Origin of the sequence: Gracilimonas tropica DSM 19535 (assembly GCF_000375425.1) — a bacterium.
Classification (GTDB): Bacteria; Bacteroidota; Rhodothermia; order Balneolales; family Balneolaceae; genus Gracilimonas; species Gracilimonas tropica.
This window is the reverse complement of sequence record NZ_AQXG01000001.1, coordinates 19,750-33,034: the sequence shown is the minus strand read 5'-3', so window position 1 is coordinate 33,034 and position 13,285 is coordinate 19,750. Positions and strand designations below refer to the sequence as shown.

Annotated in this window: 9 protein-coding genes and 2 pseudogenes; 3 read left to right on the top strand and 8 right to left on the bottom strand. The window is 39.2% G+C overall.

What is annotated here, in order from left to right:
• Window positions 1–16: 16 nt before the first annotated feature.
• From B151_RS0100185 to B151_RS0100155, 7 genes are read right to left on the bottom strand one after another with little or no spacing between them, the layout of a single operon-like run.
• Window positions 17–1,219: a CDP-glycerol glycerophosphotransferase family protein gene (locus tag B151_RS0100185; protein ID WP_020401559.1), complete on the bottom strand. Its 1,203-nt coding sequence runs from the start codon at window positions 1,217–1,219 to the stop codon at window positions 17–19.
• A 2-nt stretch (window positions 1,220–1,221) separates the two neighbouring features.
• Window positions 1,222–1,959: an SDR family NAD(P)-dependent oxidoreductase gene (locus B151_RS0100180; protein ID WP_020401558.1), complete on the bottom strand. Its 738-nt coding sequence runs from the start codon at window positions 1,957–1,959 to the stop codon at window positions 1,222–1,224.
• Window positions 1,959–2,420: an FAD synthase family protein gene (locus tag B151_RS0100175; RefSeq protein ID WP_020401557.1), complete on the bottom strand. Its 462-nt coding sequence runs from the start codon at window positions 2,418–2,420 to the stop codon at window positions 1,959–1,961. Before B151_RS0100175 ends, B151_RS0100180 begins: the two co-directional genes overlap by 1 nt.
• Window positions 2,421–2,457: 37 nt before the next feature.
• Window positions 2,458–3,729, bottom strand: a complete 1,272-nt coding sequence (locus B151_RS0100170) for an O-antigen ligase family protein (protein WP_020401556.1) — start codon at window positions 3,727–3,729, stop codon at window positions 2,458–2,460.
• Window positions 3,730–3,763: 34 nt separating this feature from the next.
• The gene (gmd, locus tag B151_RS0100165) at window positions 3,764–4,918 is read right to left on the bottom strand and encodes a GDP-mannose 4,6-dehydratase (protein ID WP_020401555.1); all 1,155 of its coding nucleotides are present in this window, start codon (window positions 4,916–4,918) and stop codon (window positions 3,764–3,766) included.
• A 12-nt stretch (window positions 4,919–4,930) separates the two neighbouring features.
• Window positions 4,931–5,893, bottom strand: coding sequence for a GDP-L-fucose synthase family protein (locus B151_RS0100160; RefSeq protein WP_020401554.1), 963 nt, complete (start codon window positions 5,891–5,893; stop codon window positions 4,931–4,933).
• Between the two features lie 5 nt (window positions 5,894–5,898).
• Window positions 5,899–7,143 (bottom strand): Wzz/FepE/Etk N-terminal domain-containing protein, encoded by a 1,245-nt coding sequence (locus B151_RS0100155; RefSeq protein WP_020401553.1) that lies wholly within the window; start codon window positions 7,141–7,143, stop codon window positions 5,899–5,901.
• Between the two features lie 1,856 nt (window positions 7,144–8,999).
• Here B151_RS0100155 and B151_RS0100150 point away from each other — a divergent pair.
• Window positions 9,000–9,413 carry a hypothetical protein gene (locus B151_RS0100150; RefSeq protein ID WP_020401552.1) on the top strand — a complete coding sequence of 138 codons (414 nt, stop codon included), beginning with the start codon at window positions 9,000–9,002 and terminating at the stop codon, window positions 9,411–9,413.
• Window positions 9,414–10,323: 910 nt separating this feature from the next.
• Here B151_RS0100150 and B151_RS0100145 read toward each other — a convergent pair.
• Entirely contained in the window at window positions 10,324–12,201 is a 1,878-nt protein-coding gene (locus B151_RS0100145) for a polysaccharide biosynthesis protein (protein WP_020401551.1), read from the bottom strand.
• 295 nt (window positions 12,202–12,496) lie between these two features.
• Between B151_RS0100145 and B151_RS17570 the strand changes: the two are divergent.
• Window positions 12,497–12,829: pseudogene (locus B151_RS17570) on the top strand (integrase core domain-containing protein); the annotation flags it as partial.
• Between the two features lie 51 nt (window positions 12,830–12,880).
• Window positions 12,881–13,258: pseudogene (locus B151_RS17565) on the top strand (integrase core domain-containing protein); the annotation flags it as partial.
• Window positions 13,259–13,285: the final 27 nt, after the last annotated feature.

The following is a 13,285-nucleotide window of genomic DNA, read 5'->3' as shown; positions in this document are numbered from 1 at the left end:
TTTTATATACAAATGTTTATGCTCGTTTTATTATCTGATCAAACAACCTTTTTGAGCTATTCCCGTCTTTATATTTGTGATATTTTGATGACAATTTTGTGATCGTTTCCTGAGATTGATAATTATCTTCATTCAAACGTGGTAAAAGTTTTCCCCAAGATTGTTCAACTGGTAGCTCAATATTCTTGTAATCATACACAAATTTACCATTTGATTCGATGTAATCCTTTCTATCAGGAACCATCAGGTAGATTGGTGACTCTTTAATAAGGTAATCAAAGATTACACTAGAGTAATCAGACACCAAGAAATCAAAAGCCCCTAAAACACTATAGATATCCCCTTCAATCATTTCATTTGTTATTAAGTGAATACAATCGAAATTAAATTCTTTTGGTAATTCATGTTGATCAAATGGATGAATTCTCAAAAATAGAGAAAGCTTATTTCCCTTAAGGAATTTGTCAATATCTTGTAAATTTTCTGTAAGGTACTTAATAATGTTAAACTCACCTTTTTGCCTCCAGGTTGGCATATAAATACCAACCCTGACATTTTCTCTCTGTAAATCTCTGATTTTCTTTTTTAGTGGGTTTTCTTCTTCAGTTCTAAAAAAACCATCCAGCCTGGGAAACCCGGTGATTCTAATGGGAGAATTAGAACCAAATGCTTTTTTGAGAATCTTGGAAACATGTTTAGAGCTACTGCAAATAATCAGATTCTCATTGAAACGCAGTTCCTTCTTAAGAAATGGAAAAAAAAAGGAAAGTTTAGTTAGTAGTTTTCTCTTAGCGATAGAGCTTTTCTTGGGATCCGATAAAAGAATTGGTTTAATTGGTATGCCATGCCACATTTGCACAATTTCCATTCTGGCGCATGCAAATCTGTTTAGGTCTATCATTCCATGAGACATTGCTCCAACTTTAGCCCTACATGAATACCAAATGCCCTTTATGCTATTAGTCTGAAATGCTTTATATCCCTTAGATTCGATTTTCTTTTCAATCTCTTTTTGCCGGGTTAACCAAATGGCATTTATTTCCGGGTGAAATTCATTCACATATTCAAACAGGTACTTTGGGTTGTCAGCATATTGGTTCCCCCCCCATGCACCAAAGACCCATATTTTTTTTGACTTAGGAACCATCATACTCAATAAATAAAGAATATTACCTACCAAGTAAGTTGCAATCAATTTTAAAATTTTAGTCCACGACATTGCTATTGAAAAGAATATCCCCCATCGAGTTTTATTATCGAACCGTTTAAATAATTATTAGAAATAATATGCATACAAAGGGAGGCGACTTCAGCCGGATCACAAAATGCGTTTAGTGAAATTTTACTCTTAATTTTTTCTATAAGCTCTTCACTTTTCCTGTTATGCCATTCCGTGTTTACAAAACCTGGTGCTATCCCATTCACTCTTCCCTTATCCGGAGTAAGCTCTTTTACCAGATTCTCTACTAAGCCAATAACTGCTTTTTTACTTACTCCATAAGCTAAAGAAGTCGAATGTGGATGTATGGCCATAAGTGAACTTATAAAGATCGTATTAGATTCTTTATTCAAATATGGCATAATAGCATTTAGAAAAAAGACTGGAAAGTGAACATTGACATAGAATACTTTTTTCCATTCATGTAGTTCAAAATCACCTAACGTGGATTTGTATGTTAATCCTGCATTGAATATTACAACATCTAAATAATCCAAAACCTCGTTCCCTACCTGAGCAGCAAAATTTGTCACATTTTCTAAATCAGCATTGTTGTATTTAATTAATACGTGATTTGTAAGCCCCTCCTGATCAAGTTCTTTTTTGAACGAATTTGCAACTTCATCTGAATGAGCGTAATTAATAACAACTTTATAATTACTTTGCAGTAATTTTTTAACTATAGCTTTTCCAATTCCTTTAGTTCCTCCTGTTACCAATGCTGTTTTTGGGGTACTCATTATTTAAGGTTCTTTGGATCAGGGTTAGTATGTTTGTCAACTTTCTCTTTGAGGTGTTTATAATCATTTAATATTTTTTTCTTCAACTTTGTCGTACTGGCACCGGCTCCATAAGGAAAATAAAAAACCTGAACTCCCATTTCTTCCAGATAATCATATTTACCCTCCCAGTCATCCCCTACTACAAAAACGTCCAAATGAAGTTTTTTAACTTTATCTCTATGATCAAGACTGCGCTGTGGTATAGTGATATCCGGGTATTTTAAACTTTCAATTATTGCAATTCTTTCTTCAAAAGGTATTACCGGGGGATCTTTATAATCCGAAACCAGTTCATCTGTTGAAACACCAACGATCAATACATCACCAAGACCACGGGCATACTGTATCATTTTTAAATGATTTGTGTGGAATAAGTCGAATGTTCCTGATGTGTATACTACAATTTTATCTTTTAACATTTTCCAGATTTAAGTTAGAATGAAGTAAAAGTTATACTTAAGTTTTGACAAACTTAACACTAGATTTCATTTGTTTATAGCTTATCAATGAAATTGATGAGCCAATTAAGAACCAGCCTATCGAATAATTGGTAAAGTCTCTGGGTAAAATTAATTCTCTTAGGGTCAAAGCAATAACAATAATGGCAACCATTTGATAGTAATGCCTATTTATGTGATTACTACGAAAGCTAATCAACCAATTTTTCAGGATAACATAAGCCAGTATAAGCACATATCCCAAACCTCCTGCTATACCCATCATTCCAAATATATTGAAAAGTTCACCTTCAAACTGTGGGGCATTGGGGATAAAACGCCTGACTACAACGCCAATGGTTCCTAAACCAGAACCGAGAGGATGATTTTGCATGTGATTCAAAAACTCTCTGAACACTACAAATCTACCCATAGATGAGGGATCTTCTCCTTCAATAACACTTGATATATTTTCTGCAACACCAATTAGATATAAAACTAATGCTCCAAAAACACATAAAATCAAAAACCCAAATGTGGTTTTCTTATTTCGCACCCAATACAGCCCATAACATATGATCAAAATTAATATTGAGGATCTTGATAATGAAAAAGCGAGACCTATTAGTAGAAGTACATTTATGAAAACAAAAGATTTCTTTGAGTACCTATCTGTTTTAAATAGATATGAAGCAAACATGAAACATAAAACTAAAAATAAACCAAATTCATGGGGTGTAATAAATGTAGATGGAGCCCTTAAATTTTCATATCCATGAGATGAATAAGCTATCGGGACTTCATCAACACCATATACTTCACTAAAAAAATCGGCTCCTAAAAACTGAACTTGAACCACAGCAAAAATCGAGGTCAGACATCCCATTATGACCAATGCTTTTAAAAAATCAGTAAGGTCCATTTTTTTTAAAAAGTAAAACCGCCCTAATAAGTAAAATGCAAAGATCTCATATATACTTCTGAAGCTCCATATAGCTGGCACCTTATTTGGAGCAACTATAGTATAGGTTATACCAATGAGTACAAAGAGAAGGATCATTGCATCAAGTGCATTAAGCTTGATTGCTGATGAGCGATGAACATATGCGAATAGTGATAGCAGAATCAAAAGTACTATCTCTTTCCACATCTTTATAAGGACATAAGCAAAACTATTTATTCCAAAGCCACCAATATTCTTTATGAAATACACAAAAAGTACATGAACGGTGATCAATACGAAAAAATATTTCAACCATGTTCTTATTTCATCGATACGGATAAGGATCATACTTAATTTTTACCCGAATCTGATTTTATGACTTTCATTCTGCTTGATTTAGGATACTATGTCCGGCCTGTTTTAGATCCAAATCTTTTTGGAAAAGCTTGATATCCGCTTGTACCATATCTTTTAGAAGCCCTTGAAGATCATATTTCGGCTTCCATCCTAATTTTTCTTTGGATTTGGTCGGATCTCCGATCAGTAGCTCAACTTCGGTGGGCCGGAAATACCGTGGGTCTACTTCAATAAGAATGTTGCCCATTTCAAGTAGCGGATTGCGGGTTTTCTGGCCTGTGGCATTTTTGTACTTCGTTTCATCCACTGAATCAATAATTCCTTTCTCTTCTACTCCTTTTCCTTCAAATCGGAGAGTAATGCCTACTTCAGCAAATGCAAGATTTATAAAATCCCGAACCTTAGTTGTTACCCCTGTTGCAATGACAAAGTCTTCCGGTTTTTCTTGTTGAAGAATGCGCCACATGGCTTCCACATAATCTTTAGCATGTCCCCAATCGCGCTTTGCCTCCATATTTCCTATATAGAGTTTTTCTTGCAAACCCAATGCTATTTTTGCCACCGCACGCGTGATTTTTCTTGTGACAAAAGTTTCACCCCGGAGTGGAGACTCATGATTGAATAAGATGCCATTACAGGCAAACATACCATATGCTTCCCTGTAATTAACTGTAATCCAATAAGCATATAGTTTTGCAACAGCATATGGAGACCTTGGATAGAAAGGGGTTTGCTCAGACTGTGGAACTTCCTGTACGAGTCCATAAAGTTCAGACGTAGATGCTTGATATATACGAGTCTTATTTTCTAAGCCTAATAATCGAACGGCTTCTAAAATTCGCAGTGTACCAATTCCATCCGCATTGGCTGTATATTCAGGAACTTCAAAACTAACCTGCACATGACTCATGGCCGCTAGATTATAAATTTCATCCGGTTGAGTTTCTTGAATAATTCGGGTCAGATTCATTGAATCCGTCATATCTCCATAATGCAAGATCAACCTCTGGTTTTCTTCATGCGGGTCTTGGTACAAATGATCAATACGATCGGTGTTGAATAACGAAGCCCTTCTCTTTAATCCATGAACGATATATCCTTTATCCAGTAATAACTCAGCTAAATAAGCCCCATCCTGTCCTGTTATTCCTGTTACTAATGCTACTTTTTGTGTACTCATACTAAACGGCACTTAATTCTGAATTGCTAACTCTCTAATCTCATCGAGATTGTTTAAAAACCACTGGTAGGTATTTTTAATGCCTTCTTCAAGGTCGATCTGAGCCCTCCATCCTAAGTCATTAATCCTCGAAACATCCATCAATTTTCTTGGTGTTCCGTCTGGCTTGGATGTATCCCATTCAATACTTCCCTTGTGTCCCACTACTTCCTGAACGGTTTCAGCAAGTTCTTTGATCGAAAGATCTTCTCCGGTTCCGGCGTTTATCAAATCATATTCCAAGCGATCCTCAAGCTCCATTACAAAACGAACTGATTCTGCCAGATCTTCTACATGCAAAAACTCCCGCTTAGGTGAACCACTACCCCAAAGGCTTACCTTGGAATGGCTGTTCTCCCTGGCTTCATGAAACTTACGAATCATAGCCGGAAGCACATGAGATGTCTTTAAGTCAAAATTATCCCGGGGTCCATATAAATTTGTAGGCATCAAAGAAATATAGTTTCTGCCATACTGTTGGTTTAAAGCCTGGCATAATTTTATTCCGGTTATTTTAGCAATAGCATACCATTGATTAGTAGGCTCAAGTGGTCCGGTTAGGAGATATTCTTCTTTAAGAGGTTGAGGGGCTTTTTTAGGGTAAATACAGGATGATCCTAAAAATATCAGATCTTGAACATCATTAGAATGGGCTGCTTTGATAAGATTAGCCTCGATCATCAGGTTATCATATAAAAATTGCCAAGGGTATTCATTATTGGCTAAAATCCCACCAACTCTTGCCGCAGCAATAATAACAAAATCAGGCTTCTGTTGGCTAATAAATTCATTCACAGCCCCCTGATCCCGCAGATCTAATTCCTGACTTGAAGCCGTTATCAAGTTTGAGTATCCATTATTTTTAAGGTTCTCGATAATGGCTGAGCCTACCATACCCCTATGACCAGCTACATAAATTCTGCTTCTTTTAAACATACAGTTCAGCTATAATTTTTAAAAGTATCCAATAAGAAAATTTTTAGAAAAATAAAGCTCAGACCTAATATTCCACCAAGCATTACACAAACAATAACTATAAAAGCCCCACTCGTCTCATCCTCTACCGGTACCTGCACGGGTTGCAGTACTTTAAATACGGGTGTCTCTTCCTGGACTTTCAATTTAGCTTCTTCAAACTGTTGAGATAAACTGTTGTACAAATTAAACGCAATATCATATTCAGATTGCAGGCGTTGGCGTTCAGTAGATGCCCGTGCAGTTAAATTTCCTTTATTACTGTCATCAAACTCTGCTAAGGCAAGCTGGGCCTCTCTGAATCTTTGTCGGGCGGTGGCAAGCTGTTCTTCTATGAATTCTAAATCCCGAAGTACTTTCTCTGTTCTATAATCGGTTAGGTACTCAGTAAGTTCATCAATGGTAAGTTTTGCGACTTCTGCGGCAACTTGTGGATTACCCATTCTTGCTCTCACCGTCACAATGCCGGATTCTTCATCTAAACTGGCAGAAATTTGTTCCCTAAGATATTTGATTACCTCCATCTCATCTTTTGTTAATGAAATGATCATATTTTCCCCTGCTGCCTGGGTTAAGGAACTCTTTTCCTGTTCTTCGGAAAAAACAGCATTCATGATCGTTCCGGGCAACCCGATGGTGAACATTCTCAAATATCCAAAAAAACCGGGTGATTGCACTTCTAAATAATAATCCATCAGTGAAACGGTGGTGTCGTATTCAGGGAAATAGAATTCCTGATCTGCAATTTTTTTCTGAAAGCTTAAACTGGATACAATCTTTGGATATAAATTTACCCGAATGGCATTGCTGGCTGAGTTGTAGGTTCCACCGCTTAACCCAATCAGTCCACCATATTGTTGTAATAAACTGGAAGCACTTCCCTGACTTTCTGTACTGTATTCAGGCATCAAAGTGGCATCACTTACGTACTCCTTAGGGCTCAATAAAGCAACGGCCAATCCTAATACCACCCCTACAGCAACAAATTTGTAAATGGTGACTCGATTTTCCCAGATATATTTGGCCAGTTCAATCAGGTCGATCTCACGTTCACCGATCCGGTCTTCTTCCCATTCCTCAACGGGCACCAGGCGGTACTCTTGCAGCGGGAATTCCTCTTGTCCGGATTTCTTTTTCTTCTTCTCAGGTTGATCCGAACCGTGCCCCTTATCTGAATGTTTTTGCTCTTCGTTCACGTGCTGTCTATCCATTTTTTATGAAGCATGAATGATACGAATATTCTTTCTGTGATTAAAGGAAGAATTGAACATTGAACCTGCTTCATACTCCCGGGCGAATTCAGGCTGCGTGCCTCTTCCGGCATCTCCGAACCCAATCCCCCCGCCCTTGCCCTAACGCATGGGGTGGTTATTTCTTTGCCGGATTTACTATTTGACCGGTGGCCTGCTTGGTACATGATTTAAACGCGTCAGGGTAAGGGAGCTTTGTTGGGCTTTGGGGAGAATGGAATCCATCATTCCGCTCTGCCAGGGCAGGCCTCAGTATCTTATTGGCGTGAGCGGGGTGATGGATGGAGTTTGATTCCTCCCGGTTTCAGTTGTTCTCGTTACGAACGGCTCGTTCGTAATGCATCTGGGAACCTCCCGGTTCCAGTTTCAGCTGGCATAGGACTTGCTGCTTTATCTGTTAGAGCAGTGTGTTGGATAGTTAAGAACATCAAGCAAGGAGTACACTCTCTCCACCGCCTTGTCATATCGACCGGAGTGAAAGAGTCCCAAAGGCGAGAGAACGGAGTGGAGATATCTTCGGTGTTGGCATTGCTCGCTCACTGCCCATAGTACCCTCCGCAGATCTCTCCGCTGCATTACGCTCTCCCGAATTCTCGGGATCGCTTCATTTTGGTCGAGATGACATAGTGGGTGGAGTTGAGTTCCTGTTCCGCCCGGACAAAGTCATTCGTTTCGGTTATGCGGCTCAGCGAGCCGTGCTACGGTTTACACCCTCCGCCTGCGTTCGCATTCGCTCTCTTCGGCACCTCCCTCAAGGGAGGACGCCTTGAATATCGAACCGTAGAACATTCATTTTCGAATATTGAAGTAATATTTTTTCCTCCACTTCGGAAAGTCTCCCCTTGCGCTTGCGTCCCGAATTTCGGGGGAGGGGAGATCAATTCAAAAAAGCCGTTCCTTTTTTGAATTTCGTGGGGTGTGGGATAGTTGCATACGCGCTGATATCCTCAACCGATAACAACTATTCTCTTTATCAATTTTTTCACATTTTCACGCACAATTGAGTTCAAATGAATTTGAACTATTCGCAGTTTGAATAAATAAAGCTATACATATTCAACACATATCCACAAGGTTTTCCACAAAAACCGGTATAATCTTCCGGCTAAAACATTAGAATTCTTTAACTTTCAGTTGTTTTTGAAAATAGTCTATCCCCTTTATTATAAATGTAATCAATTACTTATAAAAATAATTACTCTTCAATCATTTAAAATTATTTTGAACTCAGCATATGTGTCTAAAATTTGTTGATAAAATTGCACTTAATGCAGTTGCAAAGTGACCGAGTATTGCAGATTATTAAGGAGCAGGTACTTACAGCGTTGTACGTGCTGTTTGAATGTTGTTATTTGACTTAGTGATACTTACTCAGGATTTGGTTCGGAGATCTAATTGACTATCGACAGATACTCGTTACTTAGTTTAGAATACCTGCCGCTTAGTTCATTGATCTTGGTACTTACTTAGCGATACATGTTACTTAGTTCAAAGATCCCCTTACTTAGTGTTGAGAACCTACGGCTTAGTTCAGAGTTCATTCTACTTTGTGTAGAGTACTCGCTGCTTTATTCAGTGATCTCACTGCTTAGTGTGAGGTTCTCATTATTTAGCAGACAGATCCCGCTATTTAATTCAGAGATCTTATTACTTGGTACAGAGATCCTTCTACTTAGTCCGAAGTCCTCTGCAAAGTTTTGTTTTGTTTGGGTTTATTTAATTAAAGGTTTGGCTGTATGCCAATAAGCACCGGTAAACTTCCGGCCGGTTTAAAAAATCGGAATTAACCAAAACAAACCTACAGAGGAAAAAACACAATGGCTCTGCTTAAGAAAAAGCGATCCCGTAGCCTGGAAACCGCTAACCTTCGTTTGGTCGGATTGAGTGAAATTGATCGCGAGATCGATTTTGGCTCAGGCTTCGACCTGGACAACTACAATGCGTTGTACGAAGAGACATCTGAGGTTCTTCGCAAATACAATTCGTATTTGAAAAGAGCTGATGAACAGCGGGATATTCTGGATAAGTTAGAACGACAACTGAATGATGCCAACGAGCGCGTCTTATTTCTGATTGGAGGATTCTTCGGTAAGGATTCTCTGGAGTATCAGAAGGTGGGAGGCACTCGAAAGAGCAAGTTCAATAATAACCGACCGGTTACCTACGACCCCAATGGAACCTTAGATAGTTCCGGTACGGACGAAAGCGGTGATGGGACCGAAACCCCATAAAAAAGACCTTCTAAATTTCTTTAGAAGGCCTGGAAGCTTAAGCCCGGTTGCGCTACCACGCGATCGGGCTATTTTTTTTGGTAAAATTTCAAAAGATCTTTTCGGGGAGCAAGAATAATGAGAGAGGCGAGTTTGTCACTGATTACATCGTATTCCAGTTAATCATTTGCAACACCCCACTACAGCATAAAAATGCTTTTGAATCCCTGCTACACAGCATTTTCGTAACAATTGAAATGAGTTATATAAACTGAAATCAATTATTACAATTGGTTATTTACTTCAGCTGTAATATAAGTGCACCTGCGAAAACTCAAAAGTAGTTTACACATGTTAAGTTTGACAAGTATACCTTTTGTATAGTTTGTTTTTTATGCAGTTATGGATTTTTCAACAATGGCTTAAGCAATTATTGATTAGTCCAATGTGTCGAATCTGTGCGTAGATCAGAATTTTTGGAACGAGCCGGCTGAACTGTCGGCGTGGCGGGGTTCTTGGTGGTTTCAGGCATCACGGGCCTTGGCTTAAACCCTCCGTTCACCACATAATTTGATTATGTGCTGAACACCTCCCTCAAGGGAGGACTCTATGAATATCGAACCGTAGAACATTCAATTCCGAGTATTGAAGTGAATTCTACACTCGCTCCTACGCTCTGCGTGGGAGCGAATGGACTGGTTACGCTGCTCTGCCGCGTAATCCTGTTGAGGCCTGACTGCCGACAAAGGCAGGCTCTGCCTCATCTTTACCATCATTTGTGTGGTGGTAGTGGGATTCCTGGCAATTATCAGAATCCCAAGCCTTGGCTACAAAACCCCTCCACCCCCGGGCGAATTCGAGCTCACTGCTTCTCCCGGTATCTGCGGCCTCCTCTTGGCTGAACCGAAAATGTGTGAATTGGTTAGCTAACTCAATTCTTTACTTTACCACCGGCTTCTTGCTTTCTAAAGCCTTTAAATGTTGGGACCAATTCATAGATCATAGAGCGTATTGCCTGCGGATTTCCTTGGCGTGTTGTTTCAAAAAGCCGGTCAAGTTTAGATTCAAACCGCTCTGACATCCCGTTCTTACGTGCTACCATGATCTTTTCGAAATTGGTAATATCTGTACCTTCTTCAGAGGTAAGCAATTCTTCAAATAACTTTTCGCCGGGACGTATACCGGAAAATTTAATTTTAATATCTTTTTCTGGTTCTAACCCTGATAACCGAATTAAATCTTTAGCCATGTCCAGAATCTTAACCGGCTCGCCCATGTCTAATACAAATACGGACCCATTTTGGTTGAGAGCTCCTGCTTGTAATACTAATTGAGAAGCTTCCGGAATAGTCATAAAGTATCGGATCATCTCAGGGTGTGTAACGGTAACAGGCCCTCCTTTACGGATCTGCTCCTTGAAAACAGGGATAACTGAACCCCGGCTTCCCAGTACATTTCCGAACCTGACTGACACAAAATACTGATCCGATGCTGCTTTCTTCGAAGCATTTTGCACAACATATTCTGCGATCCTTTTACTGGCCCCCATCACAGAAGTCGGATTAACGGCCTTGTCAGTAGAAATATTCACAAAATATTTAACTCCAAAATCCAAGGCCAAGTTTGTGAGGTTTTTAGTTCCTCCAACATTGTTAAAAATCGCTTGAGCAGGATTCTGCTCCATTAATGGGACATGTTTATGAGCTGCTGCATGAAAAATTACCTCCGGTTGAATCTCTTCAAAGATCTTCTCAAGAGTATCAATATCCCGGACATCCGCAATTTTTATATGTTTTTTTATGTGAGAAAAATCTGCATTCATTTCTCTGACGATATGATAAATGCTATTTTCGCCTCTACCCAACAATATAATAGACTCCGGTTCGAAACGAGAAACCTGTCTTACGATCTCTGAACCAATGGAACCACCGGCCCCTGTAACTAAAATCCGTCTTCCCTTCACATATGATTTAATCTTTTGAGTATCTAACTGAACCGGCTTTCTGCGAAGTAAATCTTCAACATCCACCTTCCTGAGCTGATTTATACTTACCCGACCGCTAATCAAATCATGGAAACCCGGAATTATTCGATGGGGAAGATCACATTTACGTGCTTCTTCTACAACCCTGCGAATGGTGTCCCCGGTTTCAGATGGCATGGCAATGATCAATTCATCGGCACCATATGAGGTAGCGATTTCACTCATTTCCGAAACCCGACCTGCAACCGGAATGCCCATAATTTTTTGCTTCCATTTAGCCAAAGCATCATCCAGAAAGGCAATCGGTACTAATCCTGTTTTAGGGTGCCTAAGCATTTCCCGAGCTATCATTGTGCCCGAATCACCAGCCCCCGCAATCAGTACCTTTTTATACTCTTTTTTCTTCTTGGGGCTTTGGTAATGTTCCCTTAGATATACCCGGACAAAAAACCTTATTGCACCAAGTCCTAAAAAGGCGATGATTCCTTCAATAACAGGTACACTCAGCGGTAAGAAAATAAATTCTCGCGCAACAATAGCCGTCAAAAAATATATGGTACTTACGGCACCAACACTCTTAGCAAGGCTGAAAAGATCCCGAATACTTGAATATTGCCATGAGCGGCGATGATGTACAAAAATGTAAATCGAAAATAGTTTTAGAGGAAATACACTCAAGGCTACAATTGAAATCTCCCCCAGGTGATTAACTATATCACCTTCAATCCTGAGCCAATATGCAATGAACGTAGCCAAGCCCCAATACAAACTGTCTGTTAAAATTTTAACCCAATATCTTTTATCTAACAGATATTTTAGTAGCATATAAAACCTATTTCAAACCTTTAATATGTTATTCACCCAAAAAGTTACCCACGTTTTTTTATAAAAAATAAATGTACTTATTATTAAATAATAAATAAAGCTGAGCACGTTAAATATTTAAATATCTTAAATTGATTTTGCGTCTTTTCGGGAATTCGTCGGCATTCCCTTTTTTGATACATAAGCACAAAGTGAGTTCCTTCCCTTTTTTGGAGAGTGCAGAATATTTTTGTCTTCAATAAGCCCTCGTTCCTAATGTCAGTGAGAACCGCCCGATTACACTTGTTTCCAAGGTCCTGCTTCATACTCCTTGGCGAATTTAAACTGCTTGTGTCGGCTTCCGAATATGATCCGGGTGGATAACGGCCCGGAATTTATCTCCCAAAAACTTGATCAGTGGTGTAAGCAGCACCAAATCACCTTAGCCTTTATCCAGCCGGGTAAACCTACGCAAAATGCGTATATCGAACGTTTGAATGGAAGTATGCGGCAAGAACTGCTGAATGCATATGTGTTTAAAACTCTGGATGAAGTGCGGACCAAAACCAAGCAATGGATGTACGATTATAACCACCATCGACCCCATAAATCTTTGGGGTATAAAACACCGATAGAACTCTTAAATTAACCCGAATATTCTACTTTTAACTGGCCCAGTTTTTGGGGAAGCCGACACTCCGATGTCAAGCAGGTCATGGAATCTATTTGCAGTCAATATAACCGGGTGCCTGCTCGCATTCAGGTAGATAATGGAAGTGAATTTATTTCTAAAATCCTCGACCAATGGGCCTACGATAACCAAGTTATCTTAGATTTCTCAAGGCCTGGAAAACCAACCGACAACCCCTATATTGAATCGTTTAATGGGAGCTTTCGCGATGAGTGTTTAAACCTTCACTGGTTTTTATCACTACCCGATGCTCAGGAAAAAATTGAGACATGGAGACAGGAATACAACAGTTTTCGCCCTCATAGTTCACTCGGAGATTTAACTCCGAATGAGTACCTTAACAAACATCAAATCACGTCCGATTCTCTACTTTTAACTGGTACATAAATGGGGAGGGGCTCAAAGTAAGAGTTT

What these genes read in the sequence shown, in the direction of transcription:
- B151_RS0100150 (WP_020401552.1), top strand. Translation starts at nt 9,000, where the DNA reads ATGGCTCTGCTTAAGAAAAAGCGATCCCGTAGCCTGGAAACCGCTAAC.
- B151_RS0100160 (WP_020401554.1), bottom strand. Translation starts at nt 5,893, where the DNA reads ATGTTTAAAAGAAGCAGAATTTATGTAGCTGGTCATAGGGGTATGGTA.
- gmd (WP_020401555.1), bottom strand. Translation starts at nt 4,918, where the DNA reads ATGAGTACACAAAAAGTAGCATTAGTAACAGGAATAACAGGACAGGAT.
- B151_RS0100185 (WP_020401559.1), bottom strand. Translation starts at nt 1,219, where the DNA reads ATGTCGTGGACTAAAATTTTAAAATTGATTGCAACTTACTTGGTAGGT.
- B151_RS0100180 (WP_020401558.1), bottom strand. Translation starts at nt 1,959, where the DNA reads ATGAGTACCCCAAAAACAGCATTGGTAACAGGAGGAACTAAAGGAATT.
- B151_RS0100175 (WP_020401557.1), bottom strand. Translation starts at nt 2,420, where the DNA reads ATGTTAAAAGATAAAATTGTAGTATACACATCAGGAACATTCGACTTA.
- B151_RS0100170 (WP_020401556.1), bottom strand. Translation starts at nt 3,729, where the DNA reads ATGATCCTTATCCGTATCGATGAAATAAGAACATGGTTGAAATATTTT.
- B151_RS0100155 (WP_020401553.1), bottom strand. Translation starts at nt 7,143, where the DNA reads ATGGATAGACAGCACGTGAACGAAGAGCAAAAACATTCAGATAAGGGG.
- B151_RS0100145 (WP_020401551.1), bottom strand. Translation starts at nt 12,201, where the DNA reads ATGCTACTAAAATATCTGTTAGATAAAAGATATTGGGTTAAAATTTTA.